At 69.7% G+C, this 24,262-nt stretch carries 24 protein-coding genes; 12 read left to right on the forward strand and 12 right to left on the reverse strand.

Annotated features, from left to right (window positions below; genetic code table 11):
- The first annotated feature begins 161 nt into the window (after positions 1-161).
- Entirely contained in the window at positions 162-1,601 is a 1,440-nt protein-coding gene (locus AVJ23_RS03085) for an aldehyde dehydrogenase family protein (protein WP_058860658.1), read from the forward strand.
- Positions 1,602-1,767: 166 nt separating this feature from the next.
- Here the strand turns inward: AVJ23_RS03085 and AVJ23_RS03090 are convergent, their stop codons facing one another.
- From AVJ23_RS03090 to AVJ23_RS03125, 8 genes are all read right to left on the reverse strand, one after another.
- Entirely contained in the window at positions 1,768-2,415 is a 648-nt protein-coding gene (locus AVJ23_RS03090) for an RluA family pseudouridine synthase (protein WP_058860659.1), read from the reverse strand.
- Positions 2,416-2,458: 43 nt separating this feature from the next.
- Entirely contained in the window at positions 2,459-4,903 is a 2,445-nt protein-coding gene (locus tag AVJ23_RS03095; protein ID WP_058860660.1) for a GcvT family protein, read from the reverse strand.
- Between the two features lie 66 nt (positions 4,904-4,969).
- Complete coding sequence (locus AVJ23_RS03100; RefSeq protein WP_058860661.1) at positions 4,970-5,890, reverse strand: homocysteine S-methyltransferase family protein; 921 nt, start codon at positions 5,888-5,890, stop codon at positions 4,970-4,972.
- Complete coding sequence (locus AVJ23_RS03105; RefSeq protein WP_058860662.1) at positions 5,887-8,325, reverse strand: GcvT family protein; 2,439 nt, start codon at positions 8,323-8,325, stop codon at positions 5,887-5,889. Before AVJ23_RS03105 ends, AVJ23_RS03100 begins: the two co-directional genes overlap by 4 nt.
- A gap of 4 nt (positions 8,326-8,329) precedes the next feature.
- Positions 8,330-8,704 (reverse strand): GFA family protein, encoded by a 375-nt coding sequence (locus tag AVJ23_RS03110; RefSeq protein WP_058860663.1) that lies wholly within the window; start codon positions 8,702-8,704, stop codon positions 8,330-8,332.
- A 16-nt stretch (positions 8,705-8,720) separates the two neighbouring features.
- Positions 8,721-9,290: a helix-turn-helix domain-containing protein gene (locus AVJ23_RS03115; RefSeq protein ID WP_058860664.1), complete on the reverse strand. Its 570-nt coding sequence runs from the start codon at positions 9,288-9,290 to the stop codon at positions 8,721-8,723.
- Between the two features lie 113 nt (positions 9,291-9,403).
- Positions 9,404-9,871 carry a GAF domain-containing protein gene (locus AVJ23_RS03120; RefSeq protein WP_058860665.1) on the reverse strand — a complete coding sequence of 156 codons (468 nt, stop codon included), beginning with the start codon at positions 9,869-9,871 and terminating at the stop codon, positions 9,404-9,406.
- 59 nt (positions 9,872-9,930) lie between these two features.
- Positions 9,931-11,103: an acetyl-CoA C-acyltransferase gene (locus tag AVJ23_RS03125; RefSeq protein ID WP_058860666.1), complete on the reverse strand. Its 1,173-nt coding sequence runs from the start codon at positions 11,101-11,103 to the stop codon at positions 9,931-9,933.
- 88 nt (positions 11,104-11,191) lie between these two features.
- Here AVJ23_RS03125 and AVJ23_RS03130 point away from each other — a divergent pair, with 88 nt between their 5' ends.
- The 4 genes from AVJ23_RS03130 to AVJ23_RS03145 all read left to right on the forward strand — a co-directional run bounded on the left by AVJ23_RS03130 (position 11,192) and on the right by AVJ23_RS03145 (position 13,563).
- Positions 11,192-11,527 (forward strand): STAS domain-containing protein, encoded by a 336-nt coding sequence (locus AVJ23_RS03130; protein ID WP_058860667.1) that lies wholly within the window; start codon positions 11,192-11,194, stop codon positions 11,525-11,527.
- Between the two features lie 27 nt (positions 11,528-11,554).
- Positions 11,555-12,022, forward strand: a complete 468-nt coding sequence (locus tag AVJ23_RS03135; protein ID WP_058860668.1) for an ATP-binding protein — start codon at positions 11,555-11,557, stop codon at positions 12,020-12,022.
- 433 nt (positions 12,023-12,455) lie between these two features.
- Entirely contained in the window at positions 12,456-13,025 is a 570-nt protein-coding gene (locus AVJ23_RS03140) for a DUF805 domain-containing protein (RefSeq protein WP_058860669.1), read from the forward strand.
- Positions 13,026-13,029: 4 nt separating this feature from the next.
- A complete protein-coding gene (locus AVJ23_RS03145; RefSeq protein WP_058860670.1) occupies positions 13,030-13,563 on the forward strand; it encodes a DUF805 domain-containing protein in 534 nt (177 codons plus the stop codon).
- Between the two features lie 4 nt (positions 13,564-13,567).
- Here AVJ23_RS03145 and AVJ23_RS03150 read toward each other — a convergent pair whose 3' ends face one another.
- From AVJ23_RS03150 to AVJ23_RS03160, 3 genes are all read right to left on the reverse strand, one after another.
- On the reverse strand, positions 13,568-14,938 hold the full coding sequence (locus tag AVJ23_RS03150; RefSeq protein ID WP_058860671.1) for a glutamate--cysteine ligase: 1,371 nt from the start codon (positions 14,936-14,938) through the stop codon (positions 13,568-13,570).
- Between the two features lie 62 nt (positions 14,939-15,000).
- Complete coding sequence (locus tag AVJ23_RS03155) at positions 15,001-15,534, reverse strand: hypothetical protein (RefSeq protein WP_058860672.1); 534 nt, start codon at positions 15,532-15,534, stop codon at positions 15,001-15,003.
- A 16-nt stretch (positions 15,535-15,550) separates the two neighbouring features.
- Positions 15,551-16,273 carry a 16S rRNA (uracil(1498)-N(3))-methyltransferase gene (locus AVJ23_RS03160; RefSeq protein WP_058860673.1) on the reverse strand — a complete coding sequence of 241 codons (723 nt, stop codon included), beginning with the start codon at positions 16,271-16,273 and terminating at the stop codon, positions 15,551-15,553.
- 11 nt (positions 16,274-16,284) lie between these two features.
- On the opposite strand from AVJ23_RS03160, the gene ubiA reads away from it, so the two are divergent.
- From ubiA to AVJ23_RS03185, 5 genes are all read left to right on the forward strand, one after another.
- On the forward strand, positions 16,285-17,253 hold the full coding sequence (gene ubiA, locus AVJ23_RS03165; protein WP_058860674.1) for a 4-hydroxybenzoate octaprenyltransferase: 969 nt from the start codon (positions 16,285-16,287) through the stop codon (positions 17,251-17,253).
- A gap of 62 nt (positions 17,254-17,315) precedes the next feature.
- Positions 17,316-19,220: an OmpA family protein gene (locus tag AVJ23_RS03170; protein ID WP_058860675.1), complete on the forward strand. Its 1,905-nt coding sequence runs from the start codon at positions 17,316-17,318 to the stop codon at positions 19,218-19,220.
- Positions 19,213-19,539: a hypothetical protein gene (locus tag AVJ23_RS03175; RefSeq protein WP_058860676.1), complete on the forward strand. Its 327-nt coding sequence runs from the start codon at positions 19,213-19,215 to the stop codon at positions 19,537-19,539. The genes AVJ23_RS03170 and AVJ23_RS03175 overlap by 8 nt, the downstream gene beginning before the upstream one ends.
- An 87-nt stretch (positions 19,540-19,626) precedes the next feature.
- Positions 19,627-20,499, forward strand: a complete 873-nt coding sequence (locus AVJ23_RS03180) for a TIGR01459 family HAD-type hydrolase (RefSeq protein WP_058860677.1) — start codon at positions 19,627-19,629, stop codon at positions 20,497-20,499.
- 214 nt (positions 20,500-20,713) lie between these two features.
- The gene (locus AVJ23_RS03185) at positions 20,714-21,157 is read left to right on the forward strand and encodes a MaoC family dehydratase (RefSeq protein WP_058860812.1); all 444 of its coding nucleotides are present in this window, start codon (positions 20,714-20,716) and stop codon (positions 21,155-21,157) included.
- A gap of 294 nt (positions 21,158-21,451) precedes the next feature.
- On the opposite strand, the gene AVJ23_RS03190 is transcribed toward AVJ23_RS03185, so the two are convergent.
- Positions 21,452-22,498 (reverse strand): NAD(P)/FAD-dependent oxidoreductase, encoded by a 1,047-nt coding sequence (locus tag AVJ23_RS03190; RefSeq protein ID WP_058860678.1) that lies wholly within the window; start codon positions 22,496-22,498, stop codon positions 21,452-21,454.
- A gap of 48 nt (positions 22,499-22,546) precedes the next feature.
- Between AVJ23_RS03190 and mnmC2 the strand changes: the two genes are divergently transcribed.
- Both mnmC2 and AVJ23_RS03200 read left to right on the forward strand, forming a co-directional pair.
- Positions 22,547-23,242: a tRNA (5-methylaminomethyl-2-thiouridine)(34)-methyltransferase MnmC2 gene (gene mnmC2 / locus AVJ23_RS03195; RefSeq protein WP_058860679.1), complete on the forward strand. Its 696-nt coding sequence runs from the start codon at positions 22,547-22,549 to the stop codon at positions 23,240-23,242.
- A gap of 54 nt (positions 23,243-23,296) precedes the next feature.
- Complete coding sequence (locus AVJ23_RS03200) at positions 23,297-24,166, forward strand: DMT family transporter (protein WP_058860680.1); 870 nt, start codon at positions 23,297-23,299, stop codon at positions 24,164-24,166.
- The last annotated feature ends 96 nt before the right edge of the window (positions 24,167-24,262 follow it).

Below are 24,262 nucleotides of genomic sequence, written 5' to 3' on the forward strand. Positions count from 1 at the left end.
ATCCTTTTCTGTCCGTTTTGCTCGGGAATGAGTTTGCAGGTCCTAGATATATTCAAAAGTCGGGATGTAAACCCCTCCTTGCACCTTCCCTAACACGATGACAGAGTGAAGCCAAAGACCGACCACGCGGTCGGGTAAACATGTTTTCCCGGAGGAACGAGATGATCGAGAAACGCCAGTTCTATATCGACGGAACCTGGGTGGATCCCCGTGACGGGCGCGACCACGCGGTGATCGACCCGGCGACCGAAGAGCCCTGCGCCACGATCTCGCTGGGCGGGCAGGCCGATACCGACGCGGCCGTCGCCGCCGCCAAACGGGCGCTGCCGGGCTGGATGGCCACCCCGCCCGAAGAAAGGATCGCCGCGCTGGAACGCGTCTACGCCGCCTACAAGGCCCGGACCGAGGATCTGGCCCAGGCGATCAGCCTCGAGATGGGCGCCCCGATCGCGCTGGCGCGCAGCGCACAGGTCGGCGCCGGCATCGCGCATCTCAAGACCTTCATCCGCGCCGCCCGCGACTTCCCGTGGGAGGCGCCGTTGGGCGATCACGCCCCCGATGACCGCATCCTGCACGAGGCGGTGGGTGTCTGCGCGCTGATCACGCCGTGGAACTGGCCAATGAACCAGGTCACGCTCAAGGTCGGCGCGGCGCTGGTCTCGGGCAACACGATGGTGTTGAAACCCTCCGAGGAAAGCCCGCTCAGCGCGGTAATCCTGGCCGAGATCATGGACGCGGCCGAGCTGCCCGCCGGCGTGTTCAACATGGTCAACGGCGACGGGGCCGGCGTGGGCAGCCAGCTGTCCGCGCATCCGGACGTGGACATGGTCAGCTTCACCGGCTCGACCCGCGCGGGCATCGCGATCTCGAAGGCGGCGGCCGACACGCTCAAGCGCGTGCACCTGGAACTGGGCGGCAAGGGCGCGAACCTGCTCTTCGCCGATGCTGATGACAAGGCGGTCAAGCGCGGCGTGCTGCACATGATGAACAACTCGGGCCAGTCCTGCAACGCGCCTTCGCGGATGCTGGTCGAATCGACGATCTACGACAAGGTGGTCGAGGAAGCCGCCGCCGTGGCCGCCAAGGTCGAGGTCGGCCCGCCCTCCGAGGATGGCCGCCATATCGGCCCCGTCGTGAACGAGACCCAGTGGCACAAGATCCAGGACCTGATCCAGAAAGGCATCGACGAGGGCGCGCGCCTCGTCGCCGGCGGCACGGGGCGTCCCGAAGGCTTCAACAAGGGCTTCTACGTGCGCCCCACGGTCTTTGCCGATGTCACCAACGACATGACCATCGCGCGCGAGGAGATCTTCGGCCCTGTCCTGTCGATCCTAAAGTTCGACACCGAGGAAGAGGCCGTGCGCATCGCCAATGACACGCCCTACGGTCTGACCAACTACGTGCAGAGCGGCGACGACCAGCGCCGCATCCGCATGGCCCGCCAGCTGCGCTCGGGCATGGTCGAGATGAACGGCCAGCCCCGCGGCGCCGGCGCCCCCTTCGGCGGCATGAAGGCCTCCGGCAACGGCCGCGAAGCCGGCAGCTGGGGTATCCACGACTTCGTCGAGGTCAAGGCCGTGTCTGGTTGGGCCGCGGAGTGACACCGGTGGGTGGGGGCGCTGCCCCCGCCTTCCTTCGGAAGCCTCCCCCGGAGTATTTGGGGAAAGATGAAAGGGAGGTCGTCCGACCGGAGGGGCGCTCTTTCATCTTTCGTAAAATACTCGGGGGAGACCGCGCAGCGGTCGGGGGCGAAGCCCCCTCACCGTTTCAGAATGGCGCCTTGGCGCGGAACTTGAGGCCGAACCCGGTCTCGGGGTGGTTGAGGCGCAGTTCCTCGGCATGCAGCATCATGCGCGGGTAGCGGGAGGCGGTCTCGGGGGCGTAGAGCGTATCGCCGAGGATCGGGTGGCCGAGCGCCAGCATGTGCACGCGCAGCTGGTGGCTGCGCCCCGTCAGCGGGAAGAGGCGCACGCGGCTTTCGGCCTCGGTGGCCTTCACCACTTTCCAGTCGGTGATCGCCGGCTTGCCGGTGGCGTGGCAGACCATCTGGCGCGGGCGGTTGGGCCAGTCGACGGTCAGCGGCAGGTCGACCTGGCCGCTGCGCGGCGTCAACTGCCCGGCCACGCGCGCCAGGTAGGTCTTCTTCACCTTGCGCGTCTCGAATTGCTGGCCGAGATGCCGCTGGGCCGCGGCGGTCAGGGCAAAGACCATGACGCCCGAGGTGTCGCGGTCGAGCCGGTGCACCAGCCGGACGGTGGGAAAGGCCCGTGTCAGTCGCGACAGCAGGCAATCGGCCAGCTCGGGGCCCTTGCCGGGGACCGAGAGCAGGCCCGCCGGCTTGTCGACGACCAGCAGGTCGCTGTCCTCGTGCAGGACGGGGATCTCGCCCTGGGGCGGAGCGTAATCGGACACCATGGCGGCCCTGATTGCAGAGCCGCCGGGCGCGCGCAAGCCCCGCTCAGCCGCGCATGCGCAGCGATTTCGGATCGTAGAGCGGTTTCAGCGAGGCCGTGGCCGCAACCCGTGTGCCCGCCACGTCGATCTCGTAGCGCGAGGCCAGGAGCTGCTCGGCCGTCTCGCCCGGGCAGGGCACGTAGCCGAGACCCACGGCGCCGCCCAGGTGGTGGCCATAGGCGCCCGAGGTCAGGTGGCCCACGATCTCGCCATCGCGCAGGATCGGCTCGTTGTGGTAGACCAGCGGCTCGGGATCGCTCAGCAGGAACTGCACCAGCCGCCGGGTCAGCCCTGCCTCGCGCCGGGCCAGCACGGCGTCGCGGCCGATGAAATCCGGCTTGGCCGTCTTGACCGCGAAGCCCAGGCCCGCCTCCAGCACGTGATCTTCGCAGGTGATGTCATGGCCGAAATGCCGGAAGGCCTTTTCCGCGCGGCAGCAATCCATGGCGTGCAACCCGCAGAGCACCAGCCCGTGCCCCTGCCCCGCCTGCCAGAGCACCTCGAAGACATGCGCGGCCATGTCGGCGCTGACATAGAGCTCCCAGCCCAGCTCGCCCACGTAGGAGACGCGATGCGCGCGGATCCGGGCCATGCCCAGCTCGATCTCGCGCGCGGTGCCGAAGGGGAAGGCCTCGGTCGACAGGTCGTCGGACGAGCAGGCCCGCAGCACCTCGCGCGCCCGCGGGCCCATCACCGCCAGCACGGCTTCGGCGGCCGTCACGTCGGTGACCACCACCGCGCGGTCCCCGGCATGGCGGCGCAGCCAGGTGGCATCGGCGCGCAGCGTGGCGGCCGGCGTCACCACCAGGTAGGCGGTCTCGGAGAGCCGCGTCACGGTGACGTCGGCCTCGATCCCGCCGCGGCTGTTGAGGAACTGCGTGTAGACGATGCGCCCCACCGGCACCGACATGTCGCCGCCGCAGACGTGATTCAGCAGCGCCTCGGCGTCGCGCCCCTCGACACGCAGCTTGCCGAAGGAGGACATGTCGTAGAGCCCTACTCCTGTGCGGATCGCGGCATGTTCGGCGGCGACATTGGTGAACCAGGGCTGGCGGCCCCAGCCGAAGCTGTAGTCGCGCGGGCCCTCGGGCCGGGCGATCCAGTTGGCGCGCTCCCAGCCGGCCAGCTCGCCGAAGACCGCGCCCCGCGCGGCCATCTGCCCGTGCACGGGCGAGCGGCGCAGCCCGCGGGCCGTTTCCTTCTGGCGATAGGGGAAATGGTCGGCATAGAGCAGGCCCAGCGTTTCCGAGACCCGCTCCGCGAGATAGGTCCGGTTGGTCTGGAAGCCCTGCGCGCGGGCGATGTCCACGTCGCCCAGGTCGAAGGGTTTCTCGCCCGTATCCATCCATTCGGCCAGCGCCATGCCCGCGCCGCCGGCGGACTGGATGCCGATCGAGTTGAAACCGGCCGCGACCCAGACATTCGCGCGTCCCGGGCACAGCCCCATGTGATAGGCATTGTCCGGGGTGAAGCTTTCAGGCCCGTTGAAGAAGGTGTGGATGCCGGCCTCTCCCAGCACGGGCATGCGGCTGACCGCCTGTTCGAGGATCGGCTCGAAATGGTCGAAATCCTCGGGCAGCTGGTCGAACTCGAAGCTTGCGGGGATGCCCTCCACCGCCCAGGGCTTGGCGCGCGGCTCGAAGGCGCCCAGCATCAGCTTGCCGGCATCCTCCTTGTAATAGGCGCATTCATCCGGCACCCGCAGGACGGGCAGCGCCGAGAGCCCGGCAATGGGTTCCGAGACGATGTAGAAATGCTCGCAGGCCTGCAGCGGCACGTCGGTGCCGAGCATGGCACCCACCTCGCGGCCCCACATGCCGGCGCAATTGATGACGTGGTCGCAGGCGATGGTGCCGGTGTCGCCATCCTCGCCCTGCCAGTGCACATGGGTGACGCGATCGCCTTGCGTGTCCACGCCGGTGGCGCGGATGCCCTCGGCGATGCGGGCGCCGCGCTGGCGGGCGCCGCGGGCCAGCGCCAGCGCGATATTGGCCGGGTCGCCCTGCCCGTCGCGCGGCAGGTAGACTCCGCCCCGCACACCGTCAGTGTTCAGATGGGGGTATTTCGCGACGATCTCGGCCAGGCCGATCTCGTCGATCTCGACCCCGAAGGCGCGCGCCATGGCGGCCTGCCGGCGCAGCTCCTCGTGGCGCTCGGCCGTCAGGGCCACGGTGATGGAGCCCGTGCGGCGGAAGCCGGTGGCGACGCCGGTCTCGTCCTCCAGCGTGCCGTAGAGCTCCTGGCTGTATTTCGCCAGCCGCGTCATGTTGGCACTGGCGCGCAGCTGCGCGATCAGCCCCGCGGCATGCCACGTGGTGCCCGAGGTCAGCCGCTTGCGCTCCAGCAGGACGACGTCGGTCCAGCCCAGTTTCGTCAGGTGATAGGCCAGCGAGCAGCCGATCACGCCGCCGCCGATGATGACGGCTCGGGCCGTGTCGGGAAGGGTCATCGCAGGTGTCTCCGTTGCGCGCCACGCCCGGCCACCAGTTGGGGCGCGGGCGGGATCGGTGTCATGTCAGACGATCGCATGGCCGGCCGCCCGCAGGCGGCGGGCGATCTCGGCGATATGGGCGGGGCCGGTCTCGCAGCAACCGCCGACGATGGTGGCGCCCTGCGCGACCCAGCCCATCACGTGGTCGGCATAGGCCTCGGGGCCCATGTCGCGCCGGGCCGACAGCGACGCCGCTGTGGCGCCGCCCGCGATGAAATCCTTGGTCAGCGTGGCGAAGGCATTGGCATAGGCGCCCATGGGCACACCGGCGGGCGCCAGCGCGTCGAGCGCGGCGGGCATCGCCTCGGGCGCCGAGCAGTTGACCAGCGCGGCATCGGCAGCGGCGGCAACCTCGACCACCTCAGCCAGCCGCTCGCCCGAGCGCAGGCGATCGCCCTCGGTGTCGTCCACCGTGAAGGACAGCCAGACCGGCCGCCCCGTCTGGCGCCCCGCCGAAAGGCAGGCGCGTGCCGCCATGACCGAGGGGATCGTCTCGAAGAGCAGCAGGTCGACCCGCGGGGCCAGCACCTGCGCCACCTCGGCATAGAGCGGCACAGCGGCGGCCTCGTCGGGATGCAGGTCGGCACGGTAGCTGGCCCCCAGCGGCCCGATGGCCCCCGCGATGCGCCCGCGGTCGCGCACCGGCTCGGCCGCGTCCAGCGCGGCGCCCAGCAGCGCGCCCAGCTGGTCCTCCATGTCGGGCAAGACCACGTCGTCGCTGGCATAATGGTTGCTGGAGCCGCCGCGCAGCCGGTCGCGGTGCAGCGCGTAGCTGTTGGTCGTGGCCACCGAGGCGCCCGCATCGGCAAAGGCCAGGTGCACCTCGCTGACCAGCTCCGGCCGGTCGATCAGCATCTGCGTCGACCAGAGCGGCGTTGCGGGTTGGCCGTTGCGCCGGATCAGCTCCTGCCCCATGCCGCCGTCCAGAAGGGTGATGTCGGTCATGCGCGCAGCCTTTCATTGGCCGGATCCCAGGCCGGGCCGGTCCCGGTCACCGTGGCGGGATGGCGGGTGCCGAAGATCTCGACCTCGATCGCGGTGCCCGGCGCGGCCAGGTCGCTGCGCAGCATGCCCAGTGCCAGCGACCGCCCGGTGCGATAGCCGCGCGCGGCCGAGGTGACCTCGCCCACCATCGCGTCACCCTGCCAGAGCGGCGCCATGTAGGGCGCGTCCCGCGGCCCCGGGGCCACGTCCAGCGTGACGAAGGATTTCGCGGGCCCGGCCTGACGTTCCGCCTGCAGCGCGGCCATGCCCGGAACGGTGGCCGGTTTGGACCAGTCGATAAACCGGTCGAGCCCCGCCTCGAGCAGCGAGTAGTCGGTCGAGAGATCCCCCTTCCACGCGCGATAGCCCTTCTCGATGCGCAGGCTGTCCAGCGCGTACATGCCGAAGGGCACCGCGCCCGCGCCGGTCAGCGCATCCCAGATCGCCGGCGCGTCGGCCGGGGCGCAATGCACCTCCCAGCCCAGCTCCCCGGCAAAGGACACTCGCAGCAGCACGCAAGGACGGCCGCAGACCTGCGCCTCCTGGAAGGACAGCCAGGGCAGTGACAGGTCGCCATCTGTCAGCGGGCCCAGCACGTCGCGCGCGGTCGGGCCGGTGACCAGCAGGCAGTCGTATTTCTCGGACCTGTCCGAGAGGGTCACCCCCTCGGGCAGGCCGGCGGCCAGAAGGTCGCGGTCATGCCATTGCGCGGCGGCCGCGGTGATCAGCCAGATCGCCTCGTCCGATTGCGGGATGACCGACATCTCGGTCACGATGCGGCCGCGCGCATCGGCGAAATAGGCCAACCCGACGCGCCCCGGCCGCGGCAGCCGCGAGACGGTCAGCGCATCCACGGCATCGCGCGCGCCCGGCCCCTCGACCGCCAGCCGGGTGAAGCCGGACAGCGCCAGCACGCCGCAGCCGTCGCGCACCGCGGCGCATTCGGCTTCCACGCGCGGCTGCCACGGTCCGTCCGTGTCCCAGGTCAGCGTCGCGTCCTCGGAGGTGTCGTCGCCGGGTGCCGCGAACCAGTTGGCGCGCTCCCAGCCATTGTAGGCACCGAATTGCGCCCCTGCCGCGTCCAGCCGGTCATGCAGGGCCGAGCGGCGCCGGTCGCGGGCGGCGGGCCATTCGTGATGGGGAAAATGCATCGCGTATTCGTGGCCATAGACCTCGAGCGCCTTGTCGATGCAGTATTGCGGGTCGGTGTAGCCGGTGTAGCGGCGCGGATCGACCGCCCACATGTCCCACTCGGTGGCGCCCTCGGTCACCCATTCGGCCAACACCTTGCCCGCGCCGCCGGCCTGCGTGATGCCGAAGGTGAAGACACAGGCCTCGAACGCATCGGGCACGCCCGGCATCGGACCGATCAGCGGCAGCCCATCGGGCGCATAGGGGATGGGGCCGTTGATCACCCGGCTGACCCCGGCCGTGCCCAGCAGCGGCACGCGGGCCATCGCGTCCTCGATATACCACTCCAGCCGCTCCAGGTCGTCGGGATAGAGCTGGAACGAGAAATCTTCGGGCATGGGATCGTCCGGCGTGATCCAGTGCGCGCGACCATTGCGCTCGTAGGGGCCGAGGTTCAGGCCGTTCTTCTCCTGCCGCAGGTAGTAGGAGCTGTCGACATCGCGCAGGAGCGGCAGCTTGCCGTTCTCGGCCGCCCAGGCCTGCAACTCGGGGATCTCGTCGGTCAGGAAATACTGATGGCTCATCACCGCCATGGGCACGGTCCGCCCGCCATAGGGCTTGAACCACTCGCCCACGCGCTGCGCGTAGTAGCCGGCGGCATTGACCACCTTCTCGCAGCGGATATCGCCTTTCTCGGTATGCACGATCCACTCGCCGCCCTGGCGCGAGACGCCCGTGGCCGGGCAGAACCGCTCGATCCGCGCGCCGGCCATGCGCGCGCCCTTGGCCAGCGCCTGGGTCAGCTGGGCGGGGTCGATATCGCCGTCATCGGCATCGTAGAGCGCGCCGGCCAGGTCGTGGGTTTCGAGGAACGGGTAGCGGTCCTTGAGATCCGAGACCTGCAGCATCTCCAGCGACATGCCCTGCGCCGCCGCCATGCCGCGGGCGCGTTCGAATTCCAGCATCCGCTCGGGCCCGTGCGCCAGCCGGATCGAGCCGGTGACATGGTAGTTCATCGGGTAGTCGACCTCGTCGGCCAGCCGCCGGTAGAGCGCCAGCGAGTAGCGCTGCATGTTCATGATCGCCCAGGAACTGCTGAAGGAGGGGCAGTTGCCGGCCGCATGCCAGGTCGAGCCGGCGGTCAGCTCGTTCTTCTCCAGCAGCACGCAATCCCACCCGGCGCGGGCGATGTGATAGGCGCAGGAGGCGCCCACGGCACCGCCGCCGATGATGACCACGCGGGTCTGGCTGGGAAAGTCGCTCATGGCCTCACTCCTTCTGTGGCAGGCTGTCCGAAATCGTGTAGTAATCGCCCTTGTCGGCGGTGAAGATGTGCTTTTCCAGCGTGATGCCGGTCGGCGCGTCCAGCGCGCCCAGCGAGATGCTGATCATGTCCTCGGCCCGGGCATGCCAGAACAGGAAGCTGCCGCAGGTCGGGCAGAAGCCGCGCTGCGCCGCCTCGCTGCTGTCATGCCAGCGCACCGGTCCCGTGATCTCCAGCGCCGGTTTGGGCACCTGCGCCGAGGCCCAGAGATGCCCCGACTGCCGGCGGCACATGGCGCAATGGCAGACCGAGGCGCCGGTCGGCGTGGCCCCCGTCCGGAAGCGCACCGCACCGCAGAGGCACTGTCCGGTCACGCCCATCCCGCCCTGCCTGCGCTCAGTAGACCGGCGGCGCGATCACCCAGATCGCGACCGCGGGCGTGTCATGGGGGTTTTCCCAGCGGAACGGCTCGCCCCGGATGCGGAAACTGTCGCCGGCATGGATGCTGTGCCGCTGGCCGCCGATCTCGAGCTCCAGCGATCCGCTGACCAGGTAGCCCACCTCCTGCGTGGGGCGGGTCACCGTCTCGCCGATCTGCGAGTGTGGCTCGAAGGTGGAATGCACCACCTCGAAATCATCGGTCAGGTCGGGCGAGAGCAGCTCTTCGACCAGCCCCGAGGCGCGCGAGCCGATCGGCCGGCGCGAGGCCTTGCGCACAACGACGCCCAGGTCGTCCGGCGCGGCATGGCCGGGCTGCGCCAGCATCGAGACCGAGACCTCGAGCGCGGCGGCAAGGTGGCGCAGATCGGTGATCGAGGGCTCCGAGAGGTCGCGCTCCACCTGGCTCAGCCAGCCGACCGAGCGGCCCAGCCGGTCGGCCAGGTCCTGCAGGGTCAGCCCGCGATTGCGCCGGAGCGTCCGCAGGTCGGCCCCGATGGAGCGCGCGATGGGCAGGGAATCGGACATGGCTGGTGAATATCTCCGCTGTGCTTTCAGCCTCGCCGGGACGCGGTGAAAAATCAAGGGAAAATTTCACTAGGTCCTGCAATGGCCGGCCCGAACCCCGTTCGCGCGCCCTGTCAGACCGCCGCGTCCGCGCCCGCAAAGACCCGGTCGAGGATCGCCTGCAACCCGTTCGCATCAGCCTGCGTGAAAGCGGCCGGGCGGTCGCTGTCGATGTCGAACACGGCCAGCAGCGCGCCCTGCGCATTGCGCACCGGCAGGACCAGTTCCGACCGGGTGCTGGCCGCACAGGCGATATGGCCGGGAAAGGCCTCGACATCCTCGACCAGCTGCACCTCGCCGCTGCGCGCGCAGGCCCCGCAGACGCCCCGCTCGAACGGGATGGTCAGGCAGCCATGGCCGCCCTGGTAGGGTCCAATCTTCAGCAGCCCCGGCGCCACGACGCGGTAGAAGCCGGTCCAGTCGAAGCGGTCATCGGCGTGATGCACCTCGCAGGCCAGCGTGGCCATCAGCGCCACGGCGTCGGTCTCGCCCTCGCAGAGCGAGTCGATCACCCGCCCGAGGCTGTCATAGTCGATCTGCATGGTCCGCTCCTGTTCGCCGACACAAGGCTGGGGCCCCCGGGATGGCGGGCGCAAGATGGTCAGACCCGCTCGATGGCGATGGCCGTGCCTTCGCCGCCACCGATGCAGATCGCCGCGACGCCGCGCTTCAACCCGCGCGCCTCCAGCGCGTGCAGCAGCGTGACGATGATCCGCGCGCCCGAGGCCCCGATCGGGTGGCCCAGCGCGCAGGCCCCGCCATGCACGTTCACGATCTCATGGTCGAGCCCCATCTCGTGCATGAAGGCCATGGGCACGACGGCAAAGGCCTCGTTCACCTCCCACAGGTCGACATCCGCCTTGTCCCAGCCGATCCGCTCCAGCAGCTTCCGCGCGGCCGGCACCGGGGCGGTCGGGAAGAGCGCCGGCGCCTGGGCGTGGCTGGCATGGCCGAGGATCCGCGCGCGGGGCGCCGCCGCGGCGGCCTCGGCCGCGGCGCGCGTGGAAAGCACCAGCGCCGCCGCCCCGTCCGAGATGGACGAGGAATTGGCCGGGGTCACCGTGCCGTCCTTGCGGAAGGCAGGTTTGAGATGCGGGATCTTGTCGGGCCGCGCCGTGGCGGGCTGTTCATCGGCATCGATGCGCGCCTCGCCCTTGCGGGTCTGCAGGGTGACAGGGGCGATCTCGTCCGCGAAACGCCCGGCCTCCTGCGCCTCAAGCGCGCGCGACAGCGAGGCCAGCGCATAGGCATCCTGCGCCTCGCGGGTGAACTGAAACGCCTCGGCGCAATCCTCGGCAAAGGTGCCCATCAGCCGGCCGGTGTCATAGGCATCCTCGAGCCCGTCGAGGAACATGTGGTCGACCACCTGCCCGTGGCCCAGCCGCGCGCCGCCGCGCATCTTGGGCAAAAGGTAGGGCGCGTTGGTCATCGACTCCATGCCGCCCGCCACGATCGTGCCGGCCTGTCCCAGCGCCAGCCGGTCGAAGGCCATCATCGCCGCCTTCATCCCCGAACCGCACATCTTGTTCAGCGTGGTGGCGGGCACCGTCTCGTCCAGCCCGCCGGCAAAGCCCGCCTGCCGCGCCGGGGCCTGCCCCTGCCCCGCCGGCAGCACGCAGCCCATCAGCAGCTCGTCCACCGCCGGGCCGCCGGCCTGCGCCAGCGCGGCGCGGATCGCCTCGCCGCCCAGCCGGGCCGCGGGTTCCGACGCGAACACGCCCTGGAACCCGCCCATGGCGGTCCGGGCCGCCCCGCAAATCACAACGTCCTGCATCCTGCCTCCGCTCTGGTCCTGCCCCTGAATACCGAATGGTAAGGTTTCGCGTCTAGCCTCGCGGCGACACGAGAGCAACGAGGCAGGCATGGACCTTCAACTCCAGCAGACGGGACCGGTGAACGTGATCACGGTCGATGCGGCGCGGATCGACGCGGCGGTGGCGATCCAGTTCAAGGACGGCATGCGCGAACGGCTGAACAGCGTGCAGGGCCGCACGGTGCTGGACCTGCACAAGGTGGATTTCATCGATTCCAGCGGACTGGGCGCCATCGTCGCCGCGATGAAGTTGATGCCGCAGGGCAACAAGCTGGAACTGGCCGGGCTGACCCCGGCGGTGGACAAGGTGTTCCGCATGACGCGGATGGATTCGATCTTTGCCATCCATGACACGGTCGCCGACGCCGCCGGGCCGCCCGGCTAGGTCGCGGGCACGGCACGGGGGCCGCCGATGCAGATCGAGACCGCGCCGGACGGGACGCTTGTCCTGAGCAGCGCCATCGACAGCACGCCCGAGGCGGTGCGCGACCTGCTGGCGCGGCTGACCGCGGCGCTACAGGCCCGCGATGCCCTGCCCCCGCCCGATTCCATGTGGGAACTGGTGCTGGCCGAGGCGCTCAACAACATCGTCGAGCATGCCTATGGCGACCGCCCCGCGGGACGCATCGCGCTGCGCATCGCGCGGGGCCCCGGACGGCTGCGCGTGGACATTGCCGATCACGGGCGACCCATGCCCGGCGGCCGCCTGCCCGACGAACGCGATGCCGACCTCACCGTGGCGGCCAGCGACATGCCCGAGGGCGGATTCGGCTGGACGCTGATCCGGCGCCTGACCGAGGATCTGCGCTATACCCGCGACGGGCCGGTCAACCGCCTGCGCCTGTCGATCCGCCTGACACCGCCCGGACAGGTGTCGTGAAATGGCCCGGACCGGGTCACAGTCCTGCCCAGATGCACCGGCATACACGGTCTTGTAGCTGCATATGGCTTCCCTCGGTGCCGCGTGTTATCAGCCCCCACCCAGTGCGCGGCACCGAGGCTCTTCTCCCCCACAAATTCCGGAACAAAACCCACGCCACGCGCGGCACACACGCCGTTAACCGGTCCGAGTCTTTCCCCAGCGTCACCATATTTCCGCCCGGTTTGCCCGGCATACCCGTCGCTGTAGCTGCATATGGCTTCCCTCGGCGCCACGTTGCAACAGCCCCCACCCAGTGCGTGGCGTCGAGGTATCTTCCCCTCTCCAGACAGAACCGACAGGCCGGGCACCGCGCCGCCACATTTCCGCGCTTTCGCCCCAATCGCGCCGCAGCGTCCGGGCACCCTGCGCGAGACCCCAGCGGAGAGCCCCGATGATCGGACCTGTTGCAGCCCTCGAATCCTTCGTCTTCAACGCCTTCAAGCTGTCTGGCCGCGCCACCCGGGCCGAGTACTGGTGGGTGGTGCTGTTCCTGTCGCTGACGTTGATCGGCGCGGCAGCCGCCGACCTTGCCAGCCTGAGCAGTGGCATGGCGACCAGCATGAACCCGCTGGCCTATTTCTCGCCCTGGCTGGTCATCCTGACCTTCGTGCCGCAACTGACGCTGGTGGCGCGCCGCCTGCATGACACGGGCCGCTCGGCGCTGTGGTACACGATCACTTTCGTGCCGCTGGTGGGGCCGATGATCCTGATGGTCTTCCTGACCCTGCCCTCGCAACCCGAAGAGAACCGCTGGGGCCAGCCGCGTGGGCCGAGGCGCCGCACGCCCCGGCCGGACAGCCCCTCGAAAGGCGCCCCGGCCAGCGTGTCTCACGACCCGATGCAGGGCTACAAGGTGCTGCTCTCGGCCGACCGCCCGCCCTCGCCCGAGGAACTGGCCCAGCAGCGCGCGCAGATCCACGACTATTACCGCACCCATGTGCTGAAACAGGCCGAGGCCTGATCCCGTGGCGCCGCACCTGGCCGTCTGGGCGATGTTCCGCAACGCCTTCAACCTGTCAGGACGCGCCAGCCGGTCGGAATGCCTCTGGCCCGTCCTGATCTTCGAGGGCCTGCCCGTCACCCTGATCGGCTGGTCGCTTTTTTCGGGCAACCGCGGCGGCCATGCGCTGGTCGACATCCTGATCCCGCTGGTGCTGTTGACGCTCTGGCCGGGGCTCGCGCTGCGCGTGCGGCGCTTCCATGATATCGGCTGGTCGGGGGTCTGGGTGGTCGTGATCCCGATGATCCCGATCCTTGGCCTGCCCGTGGCCTATGGGATGCTGTTCCTCAAGGGGCAGGACCGGCCCAACAAGTGGGGCCCGCCGCGCACCCCCGGCCAGGGCGTTCGCGCCCCCCGCCGCCGCGATGCCCCCAAGGGCAAGGATGCGCCCCCGCGCCTGTCGGCTGATGAGATTGCCGCGGGGCGGGCCCGCACGCAGGCGCTCTATCGCAGCCGCGTGCTGGGCCTGTCCGAGGCCGACCCGCGCGCCACGCCCTGAGAAATCAGTAGGAGAACTCGGAATAGATCCGGGTCAGGTCGCCGTTCCAGTCGCCGTGATAGTGCTCCAGCAGCTCGTCGGCCGGCACCTTGCCGCTCTGGACGCTGTCCTTGAGCGCGTTCAGGAAATGCGTCTCGTCGGCCAGCAGACCGCCGGCGCCGGTGCGCGCGCGGGCGGACAGTCCGGCCTCGGCGATGCTCAGCACCTCACGCGCCAGCGCATGCATGTCCACGTCGCCCACCCGCGCCTGCAGCCCGTCGACCGAGGCCGCCACGCGCATCGCGTCGCGCGTCTCCTGATCCCAGTGCTTGACCAGGTCCCAGGCCGCGTCCAGCGCCCCCTGGTCATAGGTCAGCCCGACCCAGAGCGCCGGCAGCGCGCAGAGCCGGCGCCACGGACCGCCATCGGCGCCGCGCATCTCGATGAATTTCTTCAGCCGCGCCTCGGGGAAGATCGTGGTCAGGTGGTCCGCCCAGTCCGACAGGGTGGGCTTCTCTCCCGGCAGCGCGGGCAGCTCGCCCTTCAGGAAATCACGGAAGGACTGGCCCAGCGCATCCACGTAGACCCCGTCGCGATAGACGAAATACATCGGCACATCGAGCGCGTAGTCGACGTAGCGCTCGAAGCCGAACCCGTCTTCGAAGACGAAGGGCAGCGTGCCGGTGCGGTCATCGTCCAGCGACCGCCACACGCGCGAGCGCCACGACTTGTGCCCGTTGGGCTTGCCCTCGAAAAAGGGCGAGTTGGCGAAGAGCGCGGTGGCCACGGGTTGCAGCGCCAACGCCACGCGCATCTTCTGCACCATGTCCGCCTCGGAGGCGAAATCGAGGTTCACCTGCACGGTGCAGGTGCGGCGCATCATGTCTCGCCCCATCGTGCCGACCTTGCCCATATAGGCATCCATCAGCTTGTAGCGCCCCTTGGGCATCAGCGGCATCTGGTCATGCGTCCAGATCGGCGCGGCGCCCAGCCCGATGAAGCCCACGCCGATCTCGTCGGCGATGTCCTTGACCTCGCGCAGGTGCTCGTTCACCTCGTCGCAGGTCTGGTGGATGGTCTCGAGCGGCGCGCCCGACAGCTCCAGCGCCCCGCCGGGCTCGAGGCTGACATTGGCGCCGTCCTTGACCAGCCCGATCAGGAAATCGCCCTCGGTCACCGGGTCCCAGCCATGGCGGTCACGCAGCCCCTCCAGCACCGCCCGGATCGAGCGGTCGCCATCATAGGGCAACGGCTTCAGCGTGTCCTTGCAATAGCCGAACTTCTCGTGCTCGGTCCCGATGCGCCAGTCCTGCGGCGGCTTGCACCCCGCGGCCAGGTATTCCGCAAGCTGTTCGTGGCGTTCGATGGGCCCGCCACCGGATTGGGGGATCGACATGGGATGCTCCGGAAATGTCCTGCCGTGTTTGGCATCTGTCCTGTGCGCAAACGCACCGGGTGTCAATGCAGCCGCGCCCGGCGGTCCTGCACATGCGGCGCGCGCCAGATCACCGAGACGCCCGCGTCGCGGCTGCGCATCCGGCGCAGCATGTATTCCGTGCGGATGCCGGGCAGGCTGGCGAAGGCATCGAACAGCGCCTCGGCGCCCTGCGCGTTGACCGGGATGGCCAGGTCCTGCTGTCCAGGTTGCTGCAGCCGCCAATGCGCCGGGCGGGCGCCGGTGTCGAGCGACAGCACCTCGAGCGATTCCAGATCCGCCACCCCGCCCTCCAGCGGGCCGAAATAGGCGATGCGCCCCTCGACCACCTGCACGACGCCCGGCCCCTCTCCGTTGCCGGCGCGGAAACGGGCGCGCTGCACGCCCGCCACCACCAGCGCGGCCCCGATCAGCAGCGTGGCAATGCCCATCCAGCGCAGCACGCCGGGCCCCGAGAAGACGGCCCACCAGAGCCCCAGCGCCAGCGCCGCGCCCCCGGCCAGAAGCTCGCGCCAGCGCCGCAGGGTCGCGGCAGCCTCGGGACGAATCAGCGCCATGATGCGGCCTGTGTGGTCATTGCCAGTCTCCCAACCGTGTCTGCCACAGCACCAGCGCCGCGACAGCCGCGGTGTCGGCGCGCAGGATGCGCGGGCCCAGCGCCACCGGGTGGGCGGCGTCCATGCCGCGCAGCCGGTCGCGCTCGGGCTGCGAAAAGCCGCCCTCGGGGCCGATCAGCACCGCCCAGGGGCCCGGGGCCAGCCCCGAGAGCGGCGCGTCCTGCCCGGCCAGCGCCTCGTCGCAGAACAGGATCTGCCGCGCGCCGTCCCAGCCCGCCAGCAGCCGGTCGAGCCGGACCAGCTCGGCCACCTCGGGCACGAAGGTGGCGCCGCATTGCTCGGCCGCCTCGACCGCATGGGCCTGCAGCCGGTCGCGGCGGATGCGTTCGGAATTGGTGAATTCGGTCTGCACCGGCAGCAGGCGGCGCACACCCAGCTCCACCGCCTTTTCCACGATGAAATCGGTGCGCGTTTTCTTGACCGGCGCGAAGCACAGCCAGAGATCGGGCGGGCTGCCCTGCGGCGCGGTCTGTTCGCGGCATTCCAGCGTGCCGCCGCGCTTGCCCGCGTCGACGACCTCGGCCGACCATTCGCCGTCCCGGCCGTTGAACAGCGCCACCGTGGCGCCGACGGACAGGCGCATGACGCCGAACAGGTAATGGGCCTGCTCCCGCGTCAGCGCGACCGGTTGTCCCGGCCCCAGAGGGTGCTCTACACAAAGGCGGATCTTGGGTTTCATGAGGCGAACATATGACCGGCACCAGCGAAGGGCCAGAGGCCGAGGGACAGGTTGCCGACGCGGTCCGGGGCAACTGGGTCGACCGATACGCGCCCGAAGGCCTGCGCCCCTACCTGCGGCTGAGCCGCGCCGACCGGCCGATCGGGACATGGCTGCTGTTGCTGCCCTGCTGGTGGGGGCTGCTGCTGTCGATGGTGCATGACGGGCGCGCCGGCTGGTTCGACCTGTGGATCTTCATCGGCTGCGGCATCGGCGCGGTGCTGATGCGCGGCGCGGGCTGCACGTGGAACGACATCACCGACCGCGACATCGACGGCTCGGTCGCGCGCACCGCCTCGCGGCCGATTCCCTCGGGCCAGGTCAGCGCGAAACAGGCCCTCGGCTGGGCGATCCTGCAATCGCTGCTGGCCTTTGCCATCCTGCTGACCTTCCCGCTGGCCGCCATCGGGCTGGGCATCCTGTCGCTGGCGCCGGTGGCGATCTACCCCTTTGCCAAGCGCTTCACCTGGTGGCCGCAGATCTTTCTGGGCATCGCCTTCAACTGGGGCGCGCTCTTGGCCTGGACCGCGCATTCCGGGCGGCTGGAACTGCCGGCCGTGCTGCTCTACGCCGCCGGCATGGCCTGGACGCTGTTCTACGACACGATCTATGCCCATCAGGACAAGGAGGATGACGCGCTGATCGGGGTGAAATCCACCGCGCGGCTGTTCGGCGATGACGCGACGCCGGCCTGGCTGGCCCGGTTCCTCGTGGCCGCCGTGGCGCTGATGGGCATCGCCATCGTCGCCGCCGCGCCCGATGGCGAGATCCTGCAACTGGTGGTGCTGCTGGCCGGACCCTGGGCCTTTGGCTGGCACATGATGTGGCAGCTGCGCCGGCTGAAGATGGACGACAATGACCGGCTCTTGTCGCTGTTCCGGTCGAACCGCGATGCCGGGCTGCTGCCAGTGCTGTTTTTCGCCGGTGCGCTGCTGGCATGATTGCAGAGGCCCCCTGCCTTGCGTATCTGTCCTGAAACAAGAACAGGAACAAGAACACGCCCATGCGGCTCTCTTCGCTCGTCACCGTGGCCGGTGCCTTCCTTGCAGCGCTCGGCCTCAGCCTTGTCACCGCCTATTTCCTCGTCCAGATCGTCGAAACCGCCTCGCGCACGCAGGTTCTGGCCGAGCTGGACCGCGAGGCCATGACCTGGGCCGAGGTCGACACCAACGGGTTGCAGGTCTTCCTGATCGGCACCGCCCCGGACGAGGCCGAACGCTTTCGCGCGCTCAGCGTCGCCGGTGGCGCGGTCGACGCGGCCCGGCTGATCGACCAGATGCTGGTGGAAGAGCCCGAGGATGTCGCGCCGCCGCGCTTCTCGATCGAGATCCTGCGCAATGATGCCGGTGTCTCGGTGATCGGGCTGGTGCCGCAAAGCACCGACCGCGCCGCCTTGCTCGAGCAGTTCGGCGCCATCGCCGGTGACCTGCCGGTGACCGACCTGCTGGAAAGCGCCAGCTTCCCCGCCCCCGAGGGGTGGGAGGATGCGCTGCGCTTTGCCACCGGCGCGCTGCGCGAGCTGCCGCGCTCCAAGATCTCGCTCGATGCCGAGCGGGTCGAGATCACCGCCATGGCCGAGAGCGAGCAAGCGCGCAGCCGGCTCGAGACCACGCTGAGCCGCCGCAAGCCCGAGGATCTGCGCCTGGCCATGGACATCTCGGCGCCGCGCCCCGTCATCACGCCCTTCACCCTGCGCTTCGTCATCGACGAGGACGGCGCGAACTTCGACGCCTGCTCGGCCGATACCGAGGCCGCGCGCGACCGGATCCTGGCCGCCGCCGCGCAGGCCGGGCTGGAGGGCAAGGCCGAGTGCCGGCTGGGCCTGGGCACGCCGTCGCGCCACTGGGGCGAGGCCGCCGCCATGGCCATCGACACGCTGGCCAAGCTGAAGGGCGTCTCCGTCACCTTCACCAATGCCGATATCGCGCTGGTCGCGCCCGAGGGCACGTCGCAATCGACCTTCGACCGCATCGTGGGCGAGCTGGACGCCGCCCTGCCCGAGGTCTTTGCCCTGAACGCCGTCCTGCCGCAGCCTCCGGACCAGTCCGAGGAAGGCCCGCCCGATTTCGTGGCGACGCTCAGCCCCGAGGGGGCGGTGCAGCTGCGCGGCCGGCTGTCGAGCGAGATCTCGCGCCAAACCGCCGACAGCTATGCCCGCGCGCGCTTCGGCTCCGAGAATGTCTATACCGCCGCGCGCGTGGCCGAGAACCTGCCGCAGGACTGGCCGGTGCGCACGCTGGCCGGGCTCGAGGCGCTGTCCATGCTGGTCAGCGGCTCCGTCACGGTCGAGCCCGATCTCGTCATCGTCACCGGCAAGACCGGCAATTCCAACGCCGCCGCCGAGATCGCCGCGCTGATGGGCACCAAGCTGGGCGACGCGGCCGAGTTCGACATCGACGTGGAATACGTCAAGCGCTTCGACCCCAGCCTGGGCATCCCGACGCCCGAGGAATGCGTGCTGCAGATCGCCGAGATCATCGGCCAGCGCAAGATCTCGTTCGAGCCGGGCTCGGCCACATTCGATGCCGAGGGCGAGGGCATCATGGACGACATCGCCGTGCTGCTGAAGAAATGCGGCGACATCCCGCTCGAGATCGGCGGCCATACCGACAGCCAGGGCCGCGAGAGCATGAACCAGCAGCTCAGCCAGGAGCGCGCACAAGCGGTTCTGGATGCCCTCAGGGAAAGGCTGGTGCCGGTCAAGTCCTACACGGTAAGAGGGTACGGCGAGGAACAGCCCGTCGCCGACAACGACACCGCGGAGGGGCGCGAGGCCAACCGCCGGATCGAGTTCAAGCTGGTCGAGACCGAGGACACGGACGAGACCGGCGACACCGATGCCGAGACGGGCGAGGATACCGACGCGGCGGCCGCCGACACGGCGGCAGAAGGGACGGAAGATGAATAGGACCGAGTTCATCGTGGCCACGGCGATCATTCTCTTCGCGGCCTTCTGCATCGGCTGGTTCGCGCATTGGCTGGTGCATCGCTTCCGGCGTGTCAGCCAGGCCGATGTGGACCAGCTGGAGCGCATGAGCCAGGAGCTGCACGAGGCCGAGGAGACGCGCGACCAGGCGATCACCTACCTGCAGCAGCGCGAGGCCGAGCTGACCAACCAGCTGGCCCAGACCGAGGCTGAGCTTTCGGCCGCCATGGACGGACTGCGCGAGGCCCGGCAGGAGGCCGAGGAAATGCGCGCCTATGTGGAGCGCATGAAGCAGGTCTGACCCGCCGGGGCTTTCCAGCGGGGGCGCGATATGGGATGACCACGCCCAAGGCATCGTCCCCCCTGTCCCCGCGAAAGACCCTGTCCCATGTCCCAGATCATCGAGTCCCTCTCCGAGATTTCCCAAGGCTACGACGCGCTCTTCGTCGATCTCTGGGGCTGCCTGCATAACGGCGTGCGCGCTTTCCCGGAGGCCGTGGCCGCGCTGCAGGCCTATCGCGCCACGGGCGGCGCCGTGATCCTCGTGACCAACGCCCCCCGCTCGCGCCATGACGTGGCCCGCCAGATCGCCGGGTTCGGCATCCCCGAGGAGGCCTATGACGACATCGCCACCTCGGGTGACAGCGGCCGCGCGGCCATGTTCCGCGGCGCGGTGGGCGCAAAGGTCTGGTTCATCGGCCAGGACCACGACACCTCCTTCTTCGACCCGCTGCAGCTGATCGAGGACCCGGTCGAGATCACGCGCGTCCCGCTGGAAGAGGCCGAGGGCATCATCTGCTGCGGGCCCGAGGATCCGCATGCCGATCCCGAACTCTACCGGCCGCAATTCCTCTATGCCAAGCAGAAGGGGCTCAAGCTGCTCTGCGCCAATCCCGACATCGTGGTCGACCGCGGCGAACGGCGCGAGTGGTGCGCCGGCGCGCTCGGCCAGCTGTATACGCAGATGGGCGGCGAGAGCCTCTATTTCGGCAAGCCGCACCCGCCGATCTACGACCTCGCGCGGCGCCGGCTGGCCCGGCATCGCAGCGACGTGCCCGACAGCGCCATCCTCGCCATCGGCGACGGGCCGCAGACCGATATCCTCGGCGCCATGGGCGAGGATATCGATTCGCTCTTCATCACCGGCGGGCTCGCCGCGAAGGAGACGCGCACCGAGCGTCAGCCCGAGGCCAAGGCGCTCGAGGCCTACCTGGCCGAGGAACAGATCGCCCCGCGCTACAGCATCGGCTTCTTGCGCTGAGACCAGCCTGACCGGCCTTTCTGTCCGCCCCGCGATGCCCCGACCGGGCGTCGCGGGGTTTTGCCTGTCCCGCGCGGCATTCCGCGCGTGAGACGCCCGCAGCCCGGGCTGCGACAAAACAGGACTTGATTTTCTGCGCGCGCAAAGTAATTTAATTTCGCAACAGGGCGACACGTCGTCCATTTATTACCCACGGGGCGCCTTGGAGACGGACATGCTGGACAACCTGCCACGCGGCACGATCTGCATCGAAGATATCGAGATGGGCATGTCCCGCCACCTGCGCAAACAGGTGACCGACCAGGATATCGAGATGTTCGCCCAGATCTCGACCGACCGGAACCCGGTGCATCTCGACGATGATTACGCGCAGGACACGATCTTCGAGGGGCGGATCGCCCATGGCATGCTGACCGCAGGGCTGATCTCGGCGGTGATCGGTGAACAACTGCCCGGCCATGGCACGGTCTACCTGGGCCAGACGCTGAAATTCCTCGGCCCCGTGCGCCCCGGCGACATGGTCTATGCCGAGGTCAAGGTGATTGACATCGACATCGCCAAGCGCCGCGTCACGCTGGACTGCCACTGCGCGGTGGACGGCAAGAAGGTCCTGATCGGCGAGGCCAAGGTCCTCGCCCCCTCCCGCAAGTTCGATTAAGGCGCGTTCGTCCCAGCGAACGCGCCTGGTGGGCAGGGGTGTCTTTCCGCAGGAAAGATCACCGGCCCACACCGGGACATGCCAGGCGCACCCACTGTCACGCGAGCCTCGTCTCGCGCGCCTGGTGGGCAAGGGTGTCTTTCCGCAGGAAAGATCACCGGGCCACCACCCGGACATGCAAGCACCCCACCGCCGACCCCATTCTCGCGCCCTCTCCATGCCGGGTACCCCGCGGGATGGCGGGTGGGGCGATGTGCGCAGCACGAGCGTCCGGCCGACAGGCCGGCCCACCCGTCAGCCCATCAGCGCTTCGGTCCCGAATCCCTCCGGGATGCCCGACGCCTCTCCCTCCAGCACCAGATCGGCCATGACCTCGGCCACTTTCGGCGCCATGCCGAAGCCGATCTTGAATCCGCCATTGGCCACGAGGTGCCCGGCCCGCCCCGGCCAGACCCCCAGCAGCGGCGCACGGCTGCGCGCCCGCGGGCGCACGCCGGCCCAGCGCTGCAGGATCTCCGCCCCCTCCAGCGCCGGCAGTGCCGCGCGGGCCCGCGCGATCAGCGCGTCGCATTGCCCGTCCACCGCCGCGGGATCCTCGAATTCCCGCTCCGAGGTCGAGCCCACGGCCAGCGTGCCGTCCGCATGGGGCACGAGGTGCAGCCCCTCCACGAACAGCTGCGGCGCCTCGCGCGCCTCGAACCCCATCAGCACGGCCTGCCCCTTGACCCCGTCGCCCACCTTCCGCCCCGCGGCCTGTGACAGCTCCAGCAGCCCCTGCCAGCCCGTGGCCCAGACCACCGCGCCCGCATCGGGCGCCTCGGACATGATATCGACCCCGCGGGCGCGCAGCGCCGCCACCAGCGCGGCGCAGGCCCGGCGCGGGTGCAGCCGCGCGCTCAGCGTGTCGCGCACCAGCCAGCCCGAGGGCGAGAGCGGCGCAAAGCCCCCCGCCTCCGCCGCCTCGATCACCTGCCACGCGGCCCGGCCCTGCCAGAGCGTCTCGGCCTTGCGGCCCCGCTCCCGGGCCAGTTCGACCGCCGCCGCATCGGCCAGCGGCTGCAGCCGCCCGCTGCGCGCATAGCCCGGCGCACCGCCGCCCGCCTCTGCCACCTCGGCCCAGAACCCCTCGGCCCTCAACAGGCTGTCCAGCTGGAAGGCCTTCTTCTCGTTCCAATTCTCCGGCACATGCGGCGCAAGCGCCCCCACGATGCCGCCCGAGGAACCCGCCCCGGGCCCGGCCGGGTCCACGACCTGCACGCGCGCGCCGCGCCGTGCACAGGCCCAGGCGATGGACAGGCCGAAGATCCCCGCCCCGCGCACCGTCACGTCCACCCTTGCCATTGCGCCCTCCTGCCTGCACGAACGCGGCAGAGCTTAAGGACATCTGCCATGGCCGACCAGAGCCCGCCCCTGACATGGCGTGACGGAACCCCCGTCTCGACCCGCTTCGACGATCCCTATTTCTCGCTGCAGAACGGGCTGGCCGAGACGCGCCATGTCTTCCTGTCGGGCAATGACCTGCCCGCGCGCTTCCGCGACGGGGTTCACATCGCCGAGCTGGGCTTCGGCACCGGGCTGAACCTGCTGGCCACGCTCGATCTCTGGCAGCGCAGCGGGCAGCGCGGCCAGCTGCGCTACACGACCTTCGAAGCCTATCCGCTGGCCGCCGGGGACATGGACCAGGCGCAGGCCGCCTTCCCCGAACTCGCCCCGCTTGCCGCCAAGCTCGCACCGCATTGGCGCGCCGGGGCACGCGCCTTCGAAACCCCGACCTTGCGCTTCGAGATGGTCGAGGGCGATGCCCGCGACACGCTGCCACGCTGGCCGGGACGGGCCGATGCCTGGTTCCTCGACGGCTTCTCGCCCGCCCGCAACCCCGAGCTCTGGGACGCGCGGCTGCTGCAGGAAGTTGCCGGGCATACCGCGCCGGGCGGCACCGCCGCCACTTACACCGCGGCCGGGCACGTGCGCCGCGCGCTGGCCGCGGCGGGGTTCGAGGTCATCCGCATCGCGGGGTTCGGCCGCAAGCGCCACATGACCGTGGCCCGCATGCCGACAGGCCCCCGGCTGACGGAATCGACTTGAACCGGCGGGCAAATTGGGGCCGAACAGGGCCATGCCCGGCCGCGCGGAACAGTCATGACCGAACAGAACACGACCCTCGGGATCTGGCTGATGGTGGCCACGACCCTCATCTTCGCCGTGCAGGACGGGCTCTCGCGCCATCTCGCAGGCGAGTACAACACGATGATGGTGGTGATGATCCGCTACTGGTTTTTCGCCGCCTTCGTCCTCAGCCTGGCCGCCCGGCAAGCCGGCGGGCTGCGCGCCGCCGCGCAGAGCGCCATGCCCTGGCTACAGGCCTTCCGCGGCGCGCTGCTGGTGGTCGAGATCAACGTGATGGTGCTCGGCTTCGTCTTCCTCGGCCTCGTCGAGAGCCACGCGGTCTTCGCCGCCTACCCGCTGCTCATCGCCGCGCTGTCCGGCCCGGTCCTGGGCGAGCGCGTCGGCTGGCGCCGCTGGGTCGCGATCGGCGTGGGCTTCACCGGCGTGATCATCATCCTGCAACCCTCGGGCGGGGTCTTCTCGCCCTACGCCGCCATCCCCCTGCTCGCGGCGCTCTTCTTCGCGCTCTACGGGCTACTCACCCGCTACGTGGCCCGCACCGACAGCGCGGCCACCTCCTTCTTCTACACCGGAACGGTCGGGGTGGTGGTCGCCACCGGCATCGGGATGTGGTTCTGGCAGCCGATGAGCGCGCCGGACTGGGGCTGGATGGGGCTGCTCTGCCTGACCGGCGCGGCGGGCCACTGGACGCTGATCCGCACCTACGAGGTGGCCGAGGCCAGCGCCGTGCAGCCCTTCGCCTACCTGCAACTGGTCTTCGCCAGCCTGATGGGCATCATCGTCTTCAACGAAACCCTGCGCCCCAACGTGGCCGCCGGCACGGCCCTGATCGTCGCCGCGGGGCTCTTCACGCTCTGGCGCGCCCGTCAGCGCGCCACATGACCCGCCCGCCCGGCCTACCCCGGTCGCCAGTTTCGAGTATTTCTGAAAGGTGAAAGCCCCCTGCTCTTTCATCTTTCCCGCAAATACTCATGCCGA

Source organism: Pseudoponticoccus marisrubri, assembly GCF_001482405.1.
Classification (GTDB): domain Bacteria; phylum Pseudomonadota; class Alphaproteobacteria; order Rhodobacterales; family Rhodobacteraceae; genus Pseudoponticoccus; species Pseudoponticoccus marisrubri.